This window comes from Lentzea sp. CA-135723 (assembly GCF_050936595.1).
GTDB lineage: Bacteria > Actinomycetota > Actinomycetes > Mycobacteriales > Pseudonocardiaceae > Lentzea.
Window position 1 is genome coordinate 1,542,310 of record NZ_JBNJMK010000001.1, and the last position, 21,461, is coordinate 1,563,770.

8 protein-coding genes are annotated in these 21,461 nt (G+C 71.9%); 2 read left to right on the plus strand and 6 right to left on the minus strand.

Annotation, left to right across the window (positions count from 1 at the left end):
• Positions 1–3 precede the first annotated feature (3 nt).
• The 4 genes from ACQEU1_RS06625 to ACQEU1_RS06640 form a co-directional block, all read right to left on the minus strand.
• Entirely contained in the window at positions 4–13,458 is a 13,455-nt protein-coding gene (locus ACQEU1_RS06625) for an amino acid adenylation domain-containing protein (protein WP_433211361.1), read from the minus strand.
• Positions 13,459–13,558: 100 nt separating this feature from the next.
• On the minus strand, positions 13,559–14,869 hold the full coding sequence (locus tag ACQEU1_RS06630; RefSeq protein WP_433197307.1) for a serine hydrolase domain-containing protein: 1,311 nt from the start codon (positions 14,867–14,869) through the stop codon (positions 13,559–13,561).
• A 398-nt stretch (positions 14,870–15,267) separates the two neighbouring features.
• On the minus strand, positions 15,268–15,459 hold the full coding sequence (locus ACQEU1_RS06635; protein ID WP_433211364.1) for an MbtH family protein: 192 nt from the start codon (positions 15,457–15,459) through the stop codon (positions 15,268–15,270).
• Positions 15,460–15,852: 393 nt separating this feature from the next.
• A complete protein-coding gene (locus ACQEU1_RS06640) occupies positions 15,853–16,986 on the minus strand; it encodes a WD40/YVTN/BNR-like repeat-containing protein (RefSeq protein WP_433197309.1) in 1,134 nt (377 codons plus the stop codon).
• 262 nt (positions 16,987–17,248) lie between these two features.
• On the opposite strand from ACQEU1_RS06640, the gene ACQEU1_RS06645 reads away from it, so the two are divergent.
• Entirely contained in the window at positions 17,249–18,361 is a 1,113-nt protein-coding gene (locus ACQEU1_RS06645) for a DUF3068 domain-containing protein (RefSeq protein ID WP_433197311.1), read from the plus strand.
• On the opposite strand, the gene ACQEU1_RS06650 is transcribed toward ACQEU1_RS06645, so the two are convergent.
• Complete coding sequence (locus tag ACQEU1_RS06650; protein WP_433197313.1) at positions 18,346–19,473, minus strand: hypothetical protein; 1,128 nt, start codon at positions 19,471–19,473, stop codon at positions 18,346–18,348. The two genes, ACQEU1_RS06645 and ACQEU1_RS06650, sit on opposite strands and share 16 nt — an antisense overlap.
• 249 nt (positions 19,474–19,722) lie before the next feature.
• Between ACQEU1_RS06650 and ACQEU1_RS06655 the strand changes: the two genes are divergently transcribed.
• Positions 19,723–20,679: a DUF3068 domain-containing protein gene (locus ACQEU1_RS06655; protein WP_433197315.1), complete on the plus strand. Its 957-nt coding sequence runs from the start codon at positions 19,723–19,725 to the stop codon at positions 20,677–20,679.
• Here the strand turns inward: ACQEU1_RS06655 and ACQEU1_RS06660 are convergent.
• The gene (locus tag ACQEU1_RS06660; protein ID WP_433197317.1) at positions 20,663–21,388 is read right to left on the minus strand and encodes a class I SAM-dependent methyltransferase; all 726 of its coding nucleotides are present in this window, start codon (positions 21,386–21,388) and stop codon (positions 20,663–20,665) included. The two genes, ACQEU1_RS06655 and ACQEU1_RS06660, sit on opposite strands and share 17 nt — an antisense overlap.
• Between the last annotated feature and the right edge of the window lie 73 nt (positions 21,389–21,461).

Here is a 21,461-nt window from a genome sequence, read left to right on the forward strand (position 1 = left end):
TCCTCAGAGTTCGGTGGGGGCGCCGTCATCGAGCGCGACTCGTTCGAGTTCGAGCAGGACCTTCTCCTCCACCAGCCGCGCCAGTTCGGCGACCGTGCGGGCGGTGAGGACGTCGTGCGGGGTCAGCGGGACGTCGAAGGCCGCCCGGCAGCGGGAGGTGACCAGCAGGCTGCGCATGGAGTCGCCGCCGAGCGCGAGGAAGTCGTCCTGCGCGCCCACCCGGCCGAGCCCCAGCACGTCCGCCCAGATCTCGGCGATCACCAGTTCGGTGTCGGTCGCGGGCGGCACGTACCGTTCGGCCGGCACGGGCGCGGAGGGGGCGGGCAGCGCGGCCCGGTCGACCTTTCCGTTGGCGCTCAACGGCAACGCGTCGAGCACGACGAACGCGGAGGGCACCATGTAGTCGGGCAGGCCGCGTCCGGCGAACGCCGCCAGCTCCGCCGCCTCCGGCACCTGACCGGCGGGCACCACGTAGGCCACGAGTCGCTTGCCGCCCAGCTCGTCCTCCCGCACCACCACGACGAGGCCGCCCACGCCGGGATGGCGGCCCAGCACCGCCTCCACCTCGCCGAGCTCGATCCGGAACCCGCGCAGCTTCACCTGGTCGTCGGCGCGACCGGCGAACTCCAGCACGCCCTCCGGCAGCCACCGCACGACGTCGCCGGTGCGGTACATCCGCTCCCCCGGCGCTCCGAACGGGCAGGCGACGAACCGGGACGCGGTCAGGCCGGGCCGGTCGAGGTACCCGCGAGCCAGGCCGGCGCCCGCGACGTACAACTCGCCGGGCACGCCGACCGGCACCGGCCGCAGCCGGGCGTCGAGCACGTAGGCCGACATGCCGTCCAGCGGTGTCCCGATCGGCACGGTGTCCGGCACGTGCGCCAGGTCGGGCATCCGGTGGGCGCTCGCGAACGTCGTGGTCTCGGTCGGCCCGTACCCGTCGACCACGACCAGGCCGGGACAGGCCTCCAGGACGCGACGCACCGCGGCCGCCGGCACGACGTCACCACCGGTCCACACCTCGGTCACGCCCGCGAAGCAGTCCGGCGAGTCCTGCGCCAGCACCCGGAACAGGCCGGCGGTGAGCCACAGCGCGGTCACGCCGTGCGCGGCGACGAGCCCGCGCAGCGCGGCCGCGTCGAGGTTCTCCGGCGGGGCGACGACCACCGTGCCGCCGCGCAGCAACGGGACCCAGAGCTCGTAGGTGGAGGCGTCGAACGCCAGCGGCGAGTGCACGAGCACCGTGCGGTGAGCCGGGCCGTCGAACCGGGAGTCGAGCGCCAGCGCCACCACGTCCCGGTGCCGCACCGCCACGCCCTTGGGCGTTCCGGTGGACCCGGAGGTGAACTCGACGTAGGCGAGGCCGTCCGCGTGCCCGGCCACCTCGGGCCGGTCCGCCGTGCCGTCCTCGGGGACGACGACCTGGCCGTCGAACGCGAACTCCCGGTCCGTGACCAGGATCCGGGCGCCGGCCTGCTCCAGCACGAGGCGACCGCGTTCCTCGGGAGCGCGTTCGTCCAACGGCAGGTAGGCACCACCCGCCTTCAGCACGGCGAGCACCGCGACCACCACGTCGGCCGATCGGGTCAGCAGCAGTCCGACGCGTTCTTCCGGACGGACGCCGAGCGCGATCAGCCGGTGTGCCAGCTGGTTCGCGCGGGCGTCGAGTTCCGCGTACGTGAGCGAGGTTCCGCCCGCGACGACCGCCGTCGCGTCCGGTGTCCGGTCGGCCTGCTCGGTGAAGAGGTCGATGATCGTGGTGTCGCGCGGGCCGGGCCCGACGCGCTCGGCGAGGACGAGCCGCCGTTCGGCCTCGCCCAGGACGTCGATCTCCCCCACCGCACGGCCGGGGTCGGCGGCGAGAGCGAGCAGGGCGGTCTTCAGGTGGCCGGCGACGCGCTCGGCCGTGGCGAGGTCGAACAGCGCCGGGTCGAAGCTCACCCGGAACTCCAGGTCCTCGCCGGGACGGACGCCCAGGCTGAGCGGGAAGTTGGTCGTCTCCACCGCGTCCAGGTCGCGCACGGTGACGCCGTGCGTCCCGGCCTCGTCGACCGGGTAGTTCTCGAAGACGAGGATGCTGTCGAACAGCTCGGTTCCGCTCCACGCCTGGAGATCCGCGAGCGCCACGTGCTCGAACCGCCGCGCTTCCGCCTGCTCCGCCTGCAACCGCCGCAGCCACTCCGCGACCGGCTCGTCCTCGGCGACCTCGGTCCGCACGGGCAGGGTGTTGATGAACATGCCCGTGATGGCGTCCGCGCCGGGCAGGTCGGCCGGTCGGCCGGACACGGTGGAACCGAAGCACACGTCGGTCTGCCCGCTGTAGCGCGACAGCAGCAGTGCCCACGCGCCCTGCACGACGGCGTTGAGCGTCACCCCGTTGCGCTGGGCGAAGTCCCGCAGCCCGCCGCCGGGCACCGTGACCGTGGTCCACGCGGAGGTCCGGGCGGCGTGCCCCGGTTCGGCGGGCCGGTCGACCGGCAGCGGCGTCGGCGCGCAGAACCCGTCGAGTGCCTTGCGCCAGTGGGTTTCTGCCTCGGCGGAGTCCTGAGTGGACAGCCAGCTCAGGTAGTCGCCGAACGGGCGCCGTGCCGGAACGTCGTGGCCGGCGTAGCAGGCGAGGACGTCGGACAGCACCTGGAACGTGCTCCACCCGTCGAGCAGGACGTGGTGGAACGTCCACCCGACCCGCACAGCCGTGCCGGACTCGCGCTCCAGCACCAGCCGCATCAGCGGGGCGGTGCCGAGATCCAGCTCCGCGGAGTCGGAGGTGATCGGCAGGTCGACCTCGCGGCACACGACCTGCACCGGCCGGTCCACGCCCTCCCACACCACGCGGCTGCGCAGGACCGGTGTCCGCGCCATCACCTCCCGCCACGCGCGGGCCAGCGCGTCGACGTCCGTGACGCCGTCGAGCACGAACGAGATCCGTTCGGTGTAAAGGCCTTCGTGACCGTGCGACAGGCTGTGGAACACCATGCCCGCCTGCATCGGCGTCAACGGGTAGACGTCCTCGACGTCCCGGCCGTCGCCCGCGATCCGGTCCACCGCGGCCTGGTCCAGGCCCGCCAGCGGGAAGTCCGACGGCGTGCGGCCACCGGCGTCCGGCCGGGCGCAGTGCTCGACGATCTCCCGCAGCGCCGCCGTCATGGCGTCCGCCAACCCCCGCACGGTCGGCTCGTCGTGCGTTTCCTCGCTGTAGTACCAGGTCAGCCGGAGCCGCTTGGCCTCCACCGCGCCGACGACGTCGAGCACGTGCGGCCGGGGCGTGTCGGGGGCGGCGCCGGCGGACAGTCCGCCGATCGTCCGGAACACCTCCCCGCCCGCCGCGCCGTCGAACTGACCGAGGTAGTTGAACGCCACCGCCGGGCCAGCGGACCGGTGCGCGGCGCCGTGCCCGATCCCGCGCCGGGGCACGGCGCGCAGCCGTTCCTTGGTCGCCTTCAGCAGCTCGCCCCAGTCGCCGGTGACGTCCAGCGCCACCGGGAACACCGAGGTGAACCAGCCGACCGTGCGGGACAGGTCGACGCCGTCGAGGAAGTCGCCGTCACGGCCGTGCCCCTCCAGGTCGACCAGGACGCGGTCGCGGCCGGTCCACCCGGCGAGGACGCGGCCGAGCGCGCTCAGCAGCACGTCGTTGATCTGCGTGCGGTACACGGCGGGCACGTCCTGCAGCAGCGCGCGGGTCAGGTCGGCGTCCAGTTCGGCGGTGACACCGCGCACGGAACCGGTCGTGCCGGTGCCGTGGCGGTCGGCGGGGACGCCGGGATCACCGGTCACCCCAGCCCAGTGGTCCGCCTCGTCGGCGAACCCGCCGGCCGCGGCGTGCTCTGCCAGTCGCAGCGCCCAGTCGCGGAACGACGTGGTCTTCGCGCCGAGGACGACCTGCTCGCCCCGCCGGGCCTGGAGGTAGGCGGTCTCGAGGTCCTCCAGCAGCACCCGCCAGGACACCCCGTCCACCACCAGGTGGTGCGCGGTGATCAGGAGCTCGCGCGCCGGGCGGAGTTCGGCCCGCAGCAGCGGTCCCCCAGCGAGGTCGAACCCGGTGTCCACTTCGGACAGCACGTCGGCGGGGCCGACGGGCGCGTTGTGCTGTCGCCAGCCGGATTCCGTGCGCTCGAACCGCATCCGCAACGCGTCGTGGTGCTCCACCAAGGCCGCCAACGCCGTGCGCAACGCCTCCACGTCGACCTCGTCGGTGAACTCGACCCGCACGGACTGGTCGAAGTGCTCCGGTCGCGGCGGTTCGGTGTCGAGGAACCAGCGCTGGATCGGCGTCAGCGGCACCTCGCCGGTCACCGGCCCCTGCGGCACCCTCTGCCCTGCCACGACGGCGGGAACCGCGGCGGCGAGCGCGGCCACCGTCGGGCAGCTGAACAAATCCCTCGGCACCAGGGAATAGCCGGCCTGGCGGGCGCGCGACACGACCTGGATGCTGATGATCGAGTCGCCGCCGAGCTCGAAGAAGTCGTCGTGCACGCCGACCCGGTCGAGTCCCAGCACCTGAGCCCAGATGCCGGCGAGCACGCTTTCGGCCTCCGTGCGCGGCTCGACGTGCCGGGCGCCGGTCGACTCCCACTCCGGTGCGGGCAGCGCCCTGCGGTCGAGTTTTCCGTTGCCGGTCAGCGGAAGCCGGTCCAGCGGCACGAACGCGGACGGCACCATGTGCTCGGGCAGCGTCCGGGACAGGTGCTCCCGCAGGCCCGCCACGGGACCGACGACGTAACCCACGAGGACCTTGCGCCCCGCGTGCTCGCGGACGTCGGCCGCCGCCGCGGTCACCTCGGGGTGCGCCTCGATCGCGGCCTCGACCTCCCCGAGCTCGATGCGGAACCCGCGGATCTTGACCTGGTGGTCGGCGCGGCCGAGGTAGTCGAGCCTGCCGTCCTTCCACCGCGCCAGGTCGCCGGTGCGGTACATGCGCGTGGCGGGGTCGCCGAACGGGTCCGCGACGAACCGGGACGCGGTGAGGCCCGGCCGGTTCAGGTACCCGCGCGCCAGTCCCGCTCCGGCGACGTACATCTCGCCGACGACACCGGGCGGCACGGGTCGCAGGTCCTCGTCGAGGACGTACACGCGCAGATCCGGGATGGGTTCGCCGACGGTGCCGTCAGCGGGCGTCCACGTGACGTGCACCGTGGTCTCGGTGATGCCGTACATGTTCACCAGCTCGCCAGGACCGTCCCAGGCGGCCAGCCTGCGCACGTCCAGCGCCTCGCCGCCGAAGACGACGTACCGCAGGCTCAGTCCGGCCGGCTTCTCGGCGATGAGCTGGTAGAACGCGGACGGCGTCTGGTTGAGGACCGTCACCCGCTCCCGCGCGAGCAGCGCCGCGAACTCGCCCGGCGAGCGGGAGACCTCGTGCGGCACGACCACGAGCCGTCCGCCGTGCAGCAGCGGTCCCCACAGCTCCCAGACGGAGAAGTCGAAGGCGTAGCTGTGGAACAACGTCCACACGTCGTCGGGGCCGAACCCGAACCACGCGCCGGTCGCCGAGAACAGCCGCGCGACGTTGGCGTGCGGGACGACCACGCCCTTGGGCCTGCCCGTCGACCCGGACGTGTAGATGACGTAGGCGGCGTTCTCGGGCCGCAGCGTGACTTCCGGCGCGGTGCGAGGACCGCCCGACAGGTCCGGCAGCTCCGTCAGCACGACCACCGGCTGGGTGTCCTCGACCATCCCCGCGATCCGGTCCTCCGGGTACGACGGGTCGATCGGCAGGTAGGCGGCACCGGACTTGAGCACGCCCAGCACCGCCACGACCAGGTCGGTGGACCGGGGCAGGCGCAACGCCACGTACTCCTCGGGCCCCGCGCCCGCGTCGACCAGCAGGTGCGCGAGCCTGTTCGCGCGGGCGTCCAGCTCGGCGTAGGTCAGGTGCTCGTCCTCGCACGTCACGGCGATGGCATCGGGCGTGCGCTGGACCTGCTCCGCGAACAACTGGGGCAGCGTGTCCACCGGGAAGTCCCGCCCGGTGGGGTTCCACGCCACGAGGACCTGCTCGCGTTCGGTCTCGTCGAGCAACCGGAGTTCGCCGAGCGGCCGCGCCGGATCGACCAGCACGTCGTCCAGCAGCATCCCCAGGTGCCGGCCCAGCCGTTGCACCGTCGGCGCGTCGAACAACGCCGGGTCGTGGTCGAGGTCGATCACCAGGCGCGGGCCGGGCGACACCACGACGGTGAGCGCGTAGTTCGTCGGCTCGTGCGCCCGCACGTCGTGCAGCCGCAGGCCGTGGGCGGCCATGGCGTCGTCGTCGAACGGGTAGTTCTCGAACACCAGGATGCTGTCGAACAGGGCGGCGCCGCCGGGCAGCGCGCTCCAGCCGCGCAGCTGCGCCAGGGGCACGTATTCGAAGCGCCGCGACTCGGCCTGGTCCGCCTGCAGCTCGCGCAACCAGGACAGCTGGTCGCGGCCGCGGTCGACGGCGACCCTGGTGGGCACGGTGTTGATGAACATGCCCACCGTCGACTCGACGCCCGCGAGGTCGGCGGGCCTGCCCGACACGGTGGTGCCGAACACGACGTCGGACGTACCGGCGTAGCGGGACAGCAGCAACGCCCACGCGCCCTGCACGACGGTGTTCACCGTCAGGCCGTGGCGCTGGGCCGCCACGCGCAGGCGTTCGGTGTTCTCGGCGCTGAGCTCGAACCGGACCGTGCCGCCGGACTCGGCGCGGTGCGCCTGCACCGGGAGGCGGTCGTAGGGCAGCGGGGTGGTCTCGCCGAAGCCGTCGAGCACGCCGCGCCAGTGCCGTTCGGCCTCGCCGCCGTCCTGCCGGTCGAGCCAGCGCAGGTAGTCGGCGAACGGCGGCCTGGCGGTGGCGGGACCGGCCGTGCCGCGGGTGAGGGCGCCGTGGTGCTCGCACACCTCGGTGAACAGTTGAGCGGCGCTCCACCCGTCGATCAGGATGTGGTGGAACGTCCACAGCACCAGCACCTCGTCGTCCGTCAGCCGGGCCACGGTCACGCGCATCAGCGGCGCGTCGGCGAGGTCCATCCCGGCGGCCCGGTCGCGTTCTTGCAGGGTTCGCAGTTCTTCTTCGACGTCGAGGCCGTGCCAGTCGAGGTGGGTGACGGGCAGGGTGACGTGCCGGCGCACCACCAGCACCGGCTCCGGCAGCCCGTCCCACGCCACCTCGCCGCGCAGCACGGAGTTGCGGTCCACGACCCGCTGCCAGGCCTCGCCGAGCGCCCGCGGGTCGGACACCCCGGTGAGCCGGAACCGGACCTGGTTGAAGTAGGCGCCGGAGGTCGCGCCGTCGACGAGGCCGTGGAACACCATGCCCGCCTGCATCGGGGTCAGCGGGTGGACGTCCTCCACCTCGCGGCCGTCGCCGGCGAGCCGGTCGACGGCCGCCTGGTCCAGCCGTGCCAGCGGGAAGTCCGACGGCGTGCGGCCACCGGCGTCCGGGCGCGCGCAGTGCGCCACGATCTCGCGCAACGCCTCCGCCGCGGCGTCAGCCAGGCCGCGCACCGTCGTCTCGTCGTGCACCTGGTCGCTGAAGTACCAGGTGAGGTCGAGGCAGCCGTGCTCCACGACGCCGACCACGTCGAGCAGGTGCGGTCGCGGGGCCTCGGGTGCGCTGTCGAGCTCCAGGCCCCCGCGCACGGCGTGCAGCACGCCGCCCTCGACCGCGGAGAAGTCCATCCGCCCGAGGTAGTTGACGCTGACGAGCGGGCCGCCCGAGCCGGGCTCGTGCACGGCGCCGTGGCCGATGCCCTTGCGCGGCACTGCACGCAGCTGTTCCTTGACGGACTTGAGGACGGTTCCCCAGTCCCCGTCGGGGAGGTCCAGTGCCACGGGGAAGATCGACGTGAACCACCCGACGGTGCGGGAGAGGTCGACGTCGTCGAACAGGTCCTCACGACCGTGCCCCTCCAGGTCGACCGGAACCCGGCCGCGTCCGGTCCAGTCGGCCAGCACCCGGCCGACCGCGCTCAGCAGCACGTCGTTGATCTGCGTCCGGTACACGCCGGGAACGTCCTGCAGCAACGCTTTCGTGGTCTGCCCGTCGAGCCGGACGGACACGACGCGCGTGGACCCGGCGGTGTTCGGGCCGTCGCGGTCGACCGGCAGTGACGGGTCCGCTTCGGCCGTCGAGGCCCAGTGCTCGCGTTCGTCGTCGAACCCGCCGTCCGCGGTGTGCCGGGCGAGCCGGTGCGACCAGTCCTTGAACGACGTGGTCTTGGCCGCCAGCCGCACGGGCTCCCCGCGCGCCGCCTGGTCGTAGGCGGTGACGAGGTCCTCCAGCAGGATGCGCCACGACACGCCGTCCACGACCAGGTGGTGCACGGACAGGCGCAGCGCACGCCCGTCCAGCACGGCTTCGAGCAGCGGCCCGGTGGCGAGGTCGAAGCCCGCGGACCGGTGCGCTGTCAGGACTTCGGCCCGTTCGACCGGTGCGTTGTGCTGCCGCCAGCCGGAATCCGTGCGCTCGAACCGCATCCTCAGCGCGTCGTGGTGCTCGACCAGCGCCGCGAGGGCCCGGCGCAGGGCTTCGGTGTCCACGCCGGGGGCCAGTTCCACGACGAGTGACTGGGTGAAGTGCTCGGGATGGCCGGGGTTCGTGGCGAACAGCCACCGCTGCACCGGGGTGAGCGGCACGTCACCGGAAACCCGGCCCTGGTCCGCGGTCGCCGGGCCCGCGACCCCGGTCACGGCCGCGAGCGCCGCCACCGTGGGGTGCCGGAACAGGTCGCCGGGGGCGAGCGTCAACCCTGCTCTGCGGGCACGGGACACCACCTGGATGCTGAGGATGGAGTCGCCGCCCAGCTCGAAGAAGTTGTCCCGCGCTCCCACCCGGTCGAGGCCGAGCAGGTCGGCCCAGATCGAGGCCAGCAGCGCCTCGGTGCCTTCGGCGGGCGCGACGTGGCCGGCGGACGCGGCCCACACCGGGTCGGGCAGGGCGCCTCGGTCCACCTTGCCGCTGGCGTTGAGCGGCAACGCGTCCACGACGACGAACGCGGTGGGCACGAGGTAGTCCGGCAGCCTCTGGCCGAGGAACTCGGCCACCTCGACCTGTTCATCCACAAAGGACAGATAGGTCACCAGGCGCTTGCGGCCGCTGTCGTCCAGGCGCACGACCGTCACCGACTGCGCGACGCCGGGGTGCGCCGCCAGCGCGGTGTCGACCTCGCCCGGTTCGACGCGGAACCCGCGGATCTTGACCTGGTCGTCGGTCCGGCCGACGAACTCCACCGCGCCGTCGGCCCGCCACCGCACCAGGTCGCCCGTGCGGTACATCCGCTCACCCGAGGCCCCGAACGGATCGGCGACGAACCGCGCCGCGGTCAGGCCCGGCCTGCCCGCGTAGCCGCGCGCCAGGCCGTCGCCCGCGATGAACAGCTCACCGGGCACGCCGACGGGAACCGGTGTGAGGGACTCGTCGAGCACGCGGACGCGCATGCCGTCCAGCGGACGTCCGATCGGCACCACGTCACCGACGGCGGCGGCGTCGGTCATGCGGTGCGAGGTGGCGAACGTGGTGGTCTCGGTGGGCCCGTAGCCGTCGACCACGACGATGCCGGGGCAGGCGCCGAGTACCTGCCGCACCGCCGCCCCGGGGACGACGTCGCCCCCGGTCCACACCTCGTGCAACCCGGCCAGGCAACCGGGATCGTCTTGCGCGACCACGCGGAACAACCCCGCCGTGAGCCACAGGCCGGTGAGGCGGTGCCGGGCGATCAGCTCGCGGAGCCGGTCCGCGTCGAGGTCGCCGGCGGGGGCGACCACGACCGCGCCGCCGCGCAGCAACGGCACCCAGAGCTCGTAGGTGGTGGCGTCGAAGGCGGGCGCGGAGTGCAACAGCACCCGGTCGTGAGCGGGTCGGGCGAACCGGCGGTCCCGCACGAGGTCGGTCACGTCGCGGTGCCGCACGGCGACGCCCTTGGGCACGCCGGTGGATCCCGAGGTGTACATGACGTACGCCAGCTGGTCCGGGTGCACGACCACGTCCGGGGCGGTGCTCGGCTCCGCGGTCAGGTCGTCCGCGTCCAGCACGACCACCGGGCCGTCGTGGATCTGCGCCGCGGTGGCGTGCCACGCCTGGTCGGTGAGGACGATCCCGGCGCCGTTCTCCTTCAGCAGCAGGGCGAGCCGGTCGGCGGGTGCCCTGACGTCCAGCGGCACGTAGGCGCCGCCTGCCTTGAGCACGGCCAGTTCGGCCACCACGATCTCGGGCGAACGGCTCAGCAGCAGCGCCACGGGTTCTTCGGCGCTCACCCCGAGCCGCAGCAGGTGGTGGGCGAGGCGGTTCGCGCGGGCGTCCAGCTGGGCGTAGGTGAGCGACGCGCCGTCGCCGGCGACCGCCTCCGCGCCGGGTGTTCGCCGGACCTGCTCGGCGAACAGGGCCGTGACCGCGACCGGCTGCCGTTCGTGGGCCGTGTCGTTGAACGCCTCCAGCACCTGGTGGCGTTCCTCGGGTCCGAGCAGGTCGAGCGCGCTCAGCGGGGAGTCCGGGTCAGCGGCGACCGCCGACAGCAGGACCCTCAGGTGGCCCGCCATCCGCCGGATCGTGGTCGCGTCCCAGAGGTCCGTGTTGTACTCGATCGAGAGGTCCAGCGAGCCGTCGCGGGGCCAGAACTCCAGCAGCAGCTCGAACCGCGCCCGCGGCCGCGGCAGGTGGTGCTCCTCGACGTGCAGCGCGCCGATCGTCGCCGGCCGCACCATCTGCTGTTGCAGCACCACGAGCGCCTGCACGAGCGGGGTGCTGCTGGGGTCGCGGTCGGGCCGCAGCTCGTCGACGACGCGGTCGAACGGCGTCTCGTCGTGGGCGAACGCGTCGAGCACGGTGTCCCGGACGTCGGCGAGGAACCCGCTGAACGGCACGCCAGGGTCCACTGTGGACCGCAGAACCAGGGTGTTGACGAAGAACCCGACCAGGTCGTCCAGTTCTGGCCGCCCGCGGCCTGCGGACGCGGTGCCCACCGCCACGTCGCGCCGGCCGGTGTAGCGGGCCAGCAGCACCTGCACGGCGGCCGCCAGGGTGGTGAACAGCGTGGTGCCGCCGGCGCGGCCGATCTCGGTCAGCCGCCGCACCAGGTCGCCCGGCAGGGGTTCGCGGTGCACGGCACCCGCCGTGGTGCGCTGGGAGGGGCGAGGCCGGTCGGTGGGCAGGTCGAGCGGTTCCAGGCCGGCGAGCGCCCGGCGCCAGTGGTCCAGGTCGCCGGTCGTGCCGGAGTCGAGGCGGCGGCGTTGCCACACCGCGAAGTCCGCGTACCGCGCGGGAAGTGGTGTCAGGTCGGCCGGGGCTCTTCGGACCGCGGCCCGGTACAGCTCGAGCAGGTCGTCGACCTGGATGCGCACCGACCAGCCGTCGGTGATGATGTGGTGCTGGTCGAGCAGCAGCACGTGGTCGTCGTCGGCGACTTCGGCGAGCACGGCGCGCACGAGCGGTCCCGTGCGCAGGTCGAACGGCGTGGTCAGCTCCTCGGTGAACACCCGCTCCAGGTCCCCGTCCGCCACCCGCAGAGGGATCGTCCCCTGTGGAGCGACGACCTGGACTCCCTGGCCGTCGACCTCGTCGAACGTGGTCCGCATGGTCTCGTGCCGTCGCACCAGCCCGTCCAGCGCGACGCGCAACGCGTCGAGGTCGAGCGGGCCGCGCAGCCGCAGGCCGACGCCGGTGTTGTAGTCCGTGGCCGCGGGGTCGAGCCGGTGCAGGAGCCACAACCGTTGCTGCGCCGGCGAAAGGGGCACCACCGCGTCATGGGGAGCGGGGGTGATCCGGTCGTCCTGCGCGACCGGCAGGCGGTCGGCGACCAGCTCGGCGAGGCCCGCCACGGTACGCACGCCGAACAGGTCCTTCGTGGACAGCGGCACGTCGAGCGCCGCCCGCAACCGGGACACCACCCGGAGCGCCTGGATGGAGTCCCCGCCCAGGGCCAGGAAGTCGTCCCGCGCGCCGATGCGCCCGGGGTCCGCGCCGAGCACCTCGGCCCACGCGGTCGCGACCGCCTTCTCGGCCGGGGTGCTCGGTGCGACGTGCTCGACGGTCCGCCCGGCGTCCCAGTCGGGTTCGGGCAGCGCCTTGCGGTCGACCTTTCCGTTGGCGCTCAAGGGAAGCCGATCGAGCGTCACGAACGCCGAGGGCATCATGTAGTCGGGCAGCGAGCGCAGCACGAGGGCGCGGAGGTCGTCGTCGGACGGCGTGCCCACCACGTACGCGACCAGGCGTTTGGTCCCGGCCCGGTCCACCCGAGCGAGCACGGCGACCTGCTCGACCTCGGAGTGCCGGTCCAGCACGGCCTCGACCTCGCCGGTCTCGATCCGGAAACCGCGGACCTTCACCTGGTCGTCCGCGCGGCCGACGAAGTCGACGGTCCCGTCGCGCGTCCACCGCACCAGGTCGCCGGTGCGGTACATCCGCTCCCCCGGCGGGCCGAACGGGTCGGCCACGAACCGGTCGGCGGTCAGGGCGGGCCGGTGCAGGTAGCCGCGGGCGAGACCCGCTCCCGCGATGAACAGCTCGCCGGTCTCCCCGTCGGGCACCGGGTCGAGGTCGTCGTCCAGCACGTGCAGGCGGACGTCGTCCAGTGCCGTGCCGATGGGCAGCACGTCCGGCACGCCGGCGACGTCGAACAGGGGGTACGAGGTGGCGAACGTGGTGGTCTCGGTCGGGCCGTAGACGTCGACGACGGTCGTGCCGGGGCAGGCCTGGAGCACCCGCCGCACCGCCGCGGCGGGCACCACGTCACCGCCGGTCCACACCTCGCGCGTCCCGCTCAGGCACCCCGGGTCGTCCTGCGCCAGCACCCGGAACAGCCCGGAGGTCAGGAAGAGCCCGGTCACGCCGTGCTTGGTCGCGTTCCGCAGCACCTGCCCGTCCACGTCACCGGGAGGCGCGACCACGACGGTGCCGCCGGTGAGCAGCGGCACCCACACCTCGTAGGTGGACGCGTCGAACGCGACCGGCGAGTGCAGGAGCACGCGGTCGTGCGCCCCGTTCGCGAACCGCTGGTCGCGGACGAGGGTCACGACGTCGCGGTGCCGTGCCGCCACGCCCTTCGGCACCCCCGTCGACCCGGAGGTGAAGACGACGTACGCCAGGTTGTCCGGGTGGACGGTCACGCCGGGCGCGGCCTCGTCCGACTCCTCGGCCACGACCAGCACGGGGCCGTCGTGGACGCGGCGCGCGACGGCCCGCCACGCGTCGTCGGTCACCAGCACCGACACCCCGGCCTCGGCCAGAACGGTCGCCAGGCGCTCGTCCGGCGCGCGGGCGTCGAGCGGCACGTACGCGCCGCCGGCCTTGAGCACCGCGAGCAGTGCCACGACCAGGTCCGCGGAGCGTTCCGCCAGCACGCCCACGGTCCTCTCCGGGCCGACCCCCGCCCACGCCAGGCGGCGCGCGAGCCGGTCGGAGGCCGCGTCCAGTTCGGCGTAGGTCCGCTCGCCGTCTTCCGCGACCACCGCCACGGCCGCGGGGGCGCGCCGGACCTGCGCGGCGAACAGGCCGATCACGGTGTCGTGCTGCTCGGAGGGGAACGTCATCGCCGTCCAACCTTTTTCGGGCGCGCTGCAGCGCCACGGCTACCGGGGGAGGTGTGCGGAGGTGCTGGGGTCAGGCCACGTCGCGTTGGCGGCCCGCGACCCGTCCGCCGATCTGGATCCGGTCGATCCGGCCGCTGCGGGGGTCGCGCAGGAACCGGCCGGGGCGACCGGCGGCACCGTTGGTCAGGTCCGTCACGGAGAAGACGAACCCGTCGCGCACGGCCAGCCGCGCCGCCGGTTCGTCGTCGACCACGAGGTGCAGTTCGTCGTCGCGGACCACCACGGAGTAGGCGGTGTCGCCGTTGACGTAGGTGCCGGTGCAGTCACCGGGGATGGCCGCCTGGGGCCGTGCGTCGACGGCGGGGGCGCTGTCGGTCAGGTCGATGCCCACCGCGCGGAGTTCGGGCAGCAGGTCGCACCACAGGGCCGCGCCGGTCGCGGAGTTGGCCGTGAGGGCCACGACCGTGCCGGAGTCCGGGGCCAGCCGGAGGTGGCAGGAGGTGCCGTCGGCCGTGCCGTCGTGACCGAGCCAGCCCGTCCCGCCGCCGTCGAAGAGCGCGAGTCCGAGACCCCAGCCGTCGGCCAGTCCGAAGGGGTCGGCACCCGGCACCGGACGGCGCATCTCGGCGAGGTGGTCGGGGTCGACGAGGCCGGGGTCGATGCCGCCGTGCCGGGGCGTGAGGTGCATCTTCGCGAGCGCTACCAGATCCGCGGCGCTGGCGGCGAGTCCGCCCGCAGGCGCCTCGACCGCCATCAGGTCCTGTTCGACGGGCCGGACCAGGCTGAGCGCCCGGTTGACGGTGTGGCCGCTCGCGGTGGCCGACGCGGCGCTCTCCGGCCCGGCGACGAAGCCCAGGTCGATGCCGAGCGGCTTCACCAGGATCGTGCTGACCGCCTCCGCCCAGGTCATGCCGGTCACCACCTCGATCAGGCGGCCGATGAGGGCGTAGCCGGCGTTGGAGTAGGAGAATCCGGCGCCGGGCGGCTGCACGAGGTCCTCCACCGAGCGCGCCAGCGCGGGGCCGCCCTCGGCGACGACCTCGGAGTGCAGTCCGCCGGTGTGGCTGAGCAGGTGCCGCGCGGTGAGCACGTCGGCGGTGCCGCCCAGGGCGTCGCGCAGCTCGGGCAGGTACTCCACGACCGGCGCGTCCAGGTCGACGTCGCCGTCGGACACCAGGACCATCAGCAACGTCGCGGTGAAGGTCTTCGTGATGGACCCGATGGGCACCTTGCTGTCCCGGCTCACCGCACGCCCCGAACCGTGCCGTTCCTCGCCGAACTCGAACTCCGCGGCCACCCCGTCGTGCCAGACGACGAGCTGCGCACCCGGTACGTCGTGGTGCAGCGCCGCTCTTCTCAGCGGCTCGGACAAATGATCCATCATTCCGCCCCTCACCGGGGAACTACCGAGCACTTTCCCGACCAACCCTTCGAAGTCACCTCGCACGAACAGAACACACCCACGCGGCCACCCCAGAAAATTCAGACCGCGCGATAACTCCTACCCGCGCCCCAAGACGTTGACACGCACAACGCGGAGGATCACGAATTCCAGTCGGCTACGAAATGCCGACCATTGCCCTCAAGAGTTCCAACGACGATCTCCGGCCGCAGTGACGGGTCCTCGCCGCGAACTTGACATGAATTGCACATCGATACACCTGAACAGAGGGTGACACCCCCGAAAAACAATTCACCCGAACGCCATGTTTGGCCGAATTCACACCAGAGAGCCTGGCGCGACAGGTCGCACCAGGCTCCCCCGGAGGTCGGCGAAGATCAGGACCGCAGGTCGCCGGCCATGCGTTCCCGCAGGCTGCGAGGCCGCATGTCGGTCCAGACCTCGTCGACGTGATCCATGCACTCCTGCTTCGTCCCTTCCTTTCCCGCCTGTGTCCACCCAGTGGGAACCTCTTTGGCCAGCGGCCACAGCGAGTATTGCCCCTCGTCATTGACCAGGACCTGGTACATGCCGTCGTCGTTCACGTACTTCCCTTCCCGACTTCACTCATCGGACACCAAGCCGGACATGCGTGATATTCCGGATTACCGGCAGACACCGACAAGAACACGTGAGTACCGGCCGCCCTCGCGACCGAATACAACCGTGGCGCGCCAATAGCACCGCAGACACCGCCGAAGGGAGCATCCGCGACTGGCGCTAATTTCCCATCAACAAACCGGATGTTTATCAGGATTCACGAACGGGCAACCGGCCCTACCCGAGAGTTCTTCACTTTCGACCGCGCCGACCGGCCTGGCCGAGTCCTCCGGGGAGATGGGCGCGATCAACCCGAAACGGCCGCGGCCACCCGCTGGAACGGGTGGCCGCGGCACGGGACTCACGCCTCACTTGCTCGACGATCACCGCCTGGCGTACTCGGCGATCACCGCCTGCGATCGGAGCGGATTCGTGCCCTGCACGCCCGCATACCCGACGGCGATCATCCGGTTCGTTCCCGGCACCCCGGTGATGGCCGCGTACTCCACGCCGGACGCGCCCGCCGGCACGGGTGCCATCGCCATCGCCCAGCCCGCCGGGCCGTGGGAGCGGAACGTCGGGAGCGGAATGCGGGCGACCACCCAGGGCACGCCGTTCGACCCCACGGCGACGGCGGGGGTGCTGGGGGTCTGCAGGCCGTCCACGGTCTGCCACGTGGTGCCGTCTCCTCGCACGACCACGTTGCCGGAACCCATGCCCCCGCTGTCGCCGACCGCCCAGATGTCCTTCGAGGACAGTCCGTCCAGCGACTGGATCGTCAGCTGCTGCTGGTTCAGTCCGATGTCGACGGTGCGCCACGCGGTGCCGTTCCAGTGGAACAGCACAGGGCCCATGAAACCGTTCCACCAGCCGTTGCCCGCCGCCCACACGTCGTCGGGGGCGAAGGCCTTGACGGTGTTGGCGAAGCAGAAGTTCGGGAAGCTGCCCCCGGCGACGCACTCCGTGGGCGGCTGGTGCTCCAGCCAGGTGCTCCCGTTCCACTCGTGGAAGACCGGCGCGTTGCCGCGGTGGCCCACCAGCCAGGCGTGACCGTCCACAACGGACAGGTCGCGGATCGACAGGTTGCTCGGCGTGGCTCCTGGCGGGTACGGCACCTCGGTCCACGTCACGCCGTCGTAGCGCCACAGCAGCACCGCGCTGCCGTTCGGGTACAGCGGCGATCCCTTGACCCAGACGTCCTTGGCGGACGACGCCGCGACGCGCTGGAACACCACGCGCTCCTGCGTGACCGGGAGTGAGGTGCGGGACCAGGTCTTCCCGTTCCACCGCAGCATCAGGGGAACGCCGGTCGTGCTCTCCTGGGCCGGGTCGAACGCTTCCGTTCCCACCGCCCAGGCGTTCCCGGCGTCGAGGGCGGCGACGTCCTGGAGGAAGCTCGTCACCGCGGTCGGCGGGATCTGGGCCAGGCGCCACGCGGGTTGCGCGGCGGCCGGACCGGCGGCGGACACGACGGCCGCGATGGCGAGGACAACGGCCGGCCACTTTCGAACTCTCATGGAACCCCCAAGCTCTTCGAGTCGAACAGGACTGGTGCGCGGTCGATCCAGCCAGGCGATCCGGTTGCGCGCCAGGGGTTCCCCGCGCCTTGACGCAACCGAGCGGTGATCGTGTCCCAGCCGTCGCGACGAGGTAACCCGAATGGGATTCAGGTATGTCCTTGTGATCTACCTCACGAACCGGGTACAACTGAACGCACGGTTACCGGAAATCGCGCCTCACGGACATGCCTCCCTGCCAACCGAATACTTGTGAGGACCTGTGCGAACCGCAGTCGTCGCCGCCCTGCTCGGACTCGGCGCCTTCGCCGCCGCGGCGGGCCTCGTGCTGCAGCTGCACGCCTATCCCCTGCTGGCGAAGCTGCAGCACGACATCAACACCGTCTCGATCTCGCGAGGAGAAGGCGTCACCGCCGTCGTGTACCCGCCGGGTGGCGCGCCGGAGGTCCGGCACAACCTCAGCCTCACCGCGACCACGCGCGTGGAGGGCGATCTCGCCGCGCCGGAGGTCAAGGAGGACGGCGACGTCACCGTGTGGAAGCGGGCGACGATCGTCAAGGAGGACGAGGACGGACTCGTGCTGAGCGCCGAGGTGCGCAAGGTCTGCCTCGACCGCCGCACCGGCGAGGCGGTCGCGCCCTGCCGGGGCGAGTTCTACGAGACCGAACAGGGCAAGCGGATCACCGCCGAGGGCAGGTCACTCCTGCAGCCCGGCCTCAACTTCGTGTTCCCGTTCGGCACCGAGCAGCGCGACTACCGCTGGTACGACACGGTTCTCAACCGCCCGGTCGCCGTCCACTTCGCCGGCGAGCAGCTGCTGCAGGGGCTCGACGTGTACCGGTTCGCGCACACGATCCCGCCGACGGAGCTCGGCCGGTTCGCGGTTCCCGGTTCGCTCGTCGGCAGCGCCGAGGCGTCGGTGGACGTCACCCAGTACTACGGCGTCACGCGCACGTTGCTGGTCGAGCCCAGGACCGGCGCCGTGCTCTCGGTCCGCGAGGACATCCGCCAGGAGCTGCGCACCGGCACGCAGCCCGAGGGCGCGGGAACCCCGGTGTTCGCAGGGGAACTCGGGCTGACCAACGCCTCGGTCACCGCGAACGTCGACCAGGTCAGGCAGAACCTGCCGAAGCTCTTCATGATCACCGCACTGCCCGCGGTGCTGCTCGTCACCGGAGCCGCGCTGCTCGTGGCCGGCGTCGTGCTGCTGCTCCGGTGGCGCCGCGGGCTCGTGGCCGGAGCGCTGACGCTGGTGCTGGGCGCGTGCCTCGCGGGCGCGATCACCTACGGCGTCACCAACGCCAGCGATCCGGACGGTTCGCTCGACCTCAAGAACGTCGTGTCGTCGTCCACCGTCGACTACGGGCTGCGATGAGCACCGCCTTCCGCCTCGACGATCCGGGCGACCCTCAGCAGTTCGCCCTCCGCCCTCGGGACCGCGATCAGCGTCACCGGCAACGGGTTGCCGTCGGCGTCGGAACCCGCGCGCACGGACACGGCCGGGTAGCCGCTGACCCGCCAGAGCGGAGTGAACGGCGAGGTGGCGCCGTTGCGCACCAGGACACCGCCGGGCAGCGACGTCGTCTCGGCCGGGCCGGTGTGCCCCGGTGTCACCAGCACGTCGACGCCCGCGAACATGTGGTTCAGCATCTCCCGTTCCGCGGCGCGCAGCGATCGGCAGACACCCCGCAGCGGCCAGGGCACGACCCGGCCGAGCAGTTCGAGTTCCCGTGGTCCGGCCGCGAGGTGCGGCGCCAGCAGGAGCCGGGCCTCGCTGGCGAGGTGCGGGTCGTGGTCCACCACTTCGTCGACGTGCAACGACAACAGCGCGGCGACGTCCTCGACGACCCGCCGCATGGGAGCACGGGTGCGGGTGGTCACCGAGAGACCGCGCAACGACACGCCGATCCTCAGTGGACGCTCCGCCGGCGCGACCTCCCAGCCGAGCCCGCGCACGACGTGCGCCACGTCGGCCACCTTCCTCGCCACCACGCCGGATCCGCCGGAGGTCTCGAAGCCGACCACGCCGGCACCACCCGCGGGCACCTGCCCGGCTCCGGGCGCACGGCGGGCCAGGACCCCGGACACGACGCCGGTGGCGACGGCGACCGCGGTGCCGGACACCTTGGGGTCCAACGCCGTGACGGCGATGCCCGGCGTGGGGTTGCGGTGACGTTCGGCCGACGACGTCCGTCCGATCACGACGGCTCCTGCCGCCAGCAGTGCGTCGAAAGCCGAACGGGGCAAGGAGTCCTCGACCGCCAAAGGCAGGCCGAGCAGTCGCCCGCGCTCCCCCGCCGCCAACCGCCGATCGGCCTCCTCGGCACTGCGCCGGGCGGCCTCCAAATCGACATCTGTGAAGACGTGACGGCGGGAACCCAGCCGATGTTCCGCCGTCGCAAGGAGTTCTGCTGCGGTCGTCGTACCGCGCGCGAGCAGCCGGGCCTGCTCAACTGCTCCGGGATAGCACACAGGGGTTTCTTCCACGTGTCTCTTCCTCCGGCATCGTCGCCGACGAGTAAGGAACTCCTTCATTCAGCCGCTACCCGTTGGACAGCAGGGATACCGCCGAACGGCTCCACGCTCCGGCGGCCGAGTAGCTTCTTTCTCCACGCGGACCGATCAAGATGACCTGAGTCACCCGGACCAAAGGGTTGCGCAGAGGTTACTGTCCGGTAGTTTCCTCGCCACTGTGACCTCCCTCTCACAGTCGGCACACACCTAGAAGGAGGACGAGTGCGACGTGTTGCGAGCCTCGTGCTGGTAGGCCTGGGCATCTTCTCGCTGGCGCTCGGAGCAGTCCTGCGCTTCTACGTGTACCCAGAGCTCGCCATCGTGCCGCTCGACCAGAAGACGGAATCCGTCGCGGAGGGCGCGGCGAAGGTCTTCTACCCCAAGGAACTCGTCGTCAGGGACGCGCGCCTGACCGCGACCCGCAAGGTCGAGAGCAACCTGACCAGGCCGGAGGCCAAGGTCGACGGCGACGTGATGGTGTGGGACCAGGGTCTGGTCGTCACCGACTCGGAGAACCAGCTCGTCTCCGCGATGAAGCACCGCGTGTGCCTCGACCGGCGGACGAACATGGCGCTGCAGAACTGCACGCAGCAGTACGTGACCGACGCCGAGGGAGACCCGACCGAGGAGGACAAGAAGGTCCACCAGGAGGGGCTGAACTACAAGTTCCCGTTCGGCACCCAGCCGCAGGACTACGAGTACTTCGACACCACGCTGCGCAAGGCGTCGCCCGCGCGGTATGAGGGCACGGAGCAGCTCAACGGTCTCGAGGTCTACAAGTTCGTCCAGAAGATCCCGTCGACCAGGTTCCGCGACCAGGAGGTGCCCGGCACCCTGGTGAACAGCACCGAGGCCTCGGTCAAGGCGGAGCGCCGCTACCAGAACACCCGGACCATGTGGGTGGAGCCGGCCAGCGGCATCATCATCAAGGGCTCCGAACAGCAGCGGCAGGTGCTCGTCGGGCCGGACGGAAAAGAAGGAACGGTGCTGCTCGACGCCACTTTGACGTTCAACGAGAAGACCGTCAAAGAATCGGTCGAACGCGCCTCGGAAGCGCGCGACAAATTGACCCTGATCAGCAGCACCGGACCGATCGTCCTGCTTTCCGCCGGCCTGGTGCTGCTGCTCGCCGGAATCGCGGTCGGCGTCATCGGGCGGCGCGCTAGGCACGCCGCCTGAGAACGACCACGAAATTCCACGAGGCGACCTCCCTGACCACCGGCACGCGGGTGATCCACTTCGCCCACCACGGGTGGTAGCGGGGGAACGTCTCGACCACGTCGGCGACGGTCTGGCGGTGAGCCCACCGCCGGACCGCTCCGACGCCCACCGGGAACAGCGACGTGCCGAACGCGTTCTTCGGCGGCTTGCCGTTGCGGCGCTCGTAACGCCGTCGCGCGTAGTGACCGCCGACGAAGTGCCACGGCGCCGTCTCGTGGCCTCCCCAGGGCGACCACCACGGGGTGTACGACATGAAGACGGTGCCTCCCGGCCTGGTCACACGCATCATCTCGGCCAGCATGAGCCACGGGTCGCCGACGTGTTCCAGGACGTTGGACGAGTAGCAGACGTCCACCGAACCGTCGCGGAACGGCAGCGCCGTCCCGCTCGCCCTGATCATCCCGGGGTCGGGCTCACCCCGTGCCGACAGCTCGCCGACGTCCGGGTCGAGCCCCACGTACCGCGCGCCGGCGCCGCGGAAGGCCTCCGCGAAGTAGCCGGGACCGCCACCGACGTCCAGCACGACCGCGCCCTCCAGGGACACGTAGGACGACACCTGGGCGACCGAGTCGTCCGCCAGGATCCGGTAGAAGTGGTCGGGGTCGGACTGTTCTTTCAGAAATGCGCGAAAAAGCCGAACAGAACGCTGGAAAGTTGGCTTCCGCAACTTTCCAGGGGTCGAAACTGAACCGATCTCGACCATTGCCATCTCCCGCATTCCGTCTACCATGGCTACTTGA

Bases quoted from the DNA above. Each gene is read 5' to 3' on its own strand.
- ACQEU1_RS06640 (WP_433197309.1), bottom strand. From the start codon at position 16,986: ATGAGAGTTCGAAAGTGGCCGGCCGTTGTCCTCGCCATCGCGGCCGTC.
- ACQEU1_RS06630 (WP_433197307.1), bottom strand. From the start codon at position 14,869: ATGGATCATTTGTCCGAGCCGCTGAGAAGAGCGGCGCTGCACCACGAC.
- ACQEU1_RS06635 (WP_433211364.1), bottom strand. From the start codon at position 15,459: ATGTACCAGGTCCTGGTCAATGACGAGGGGCAATACTCGCTGTGGCCG.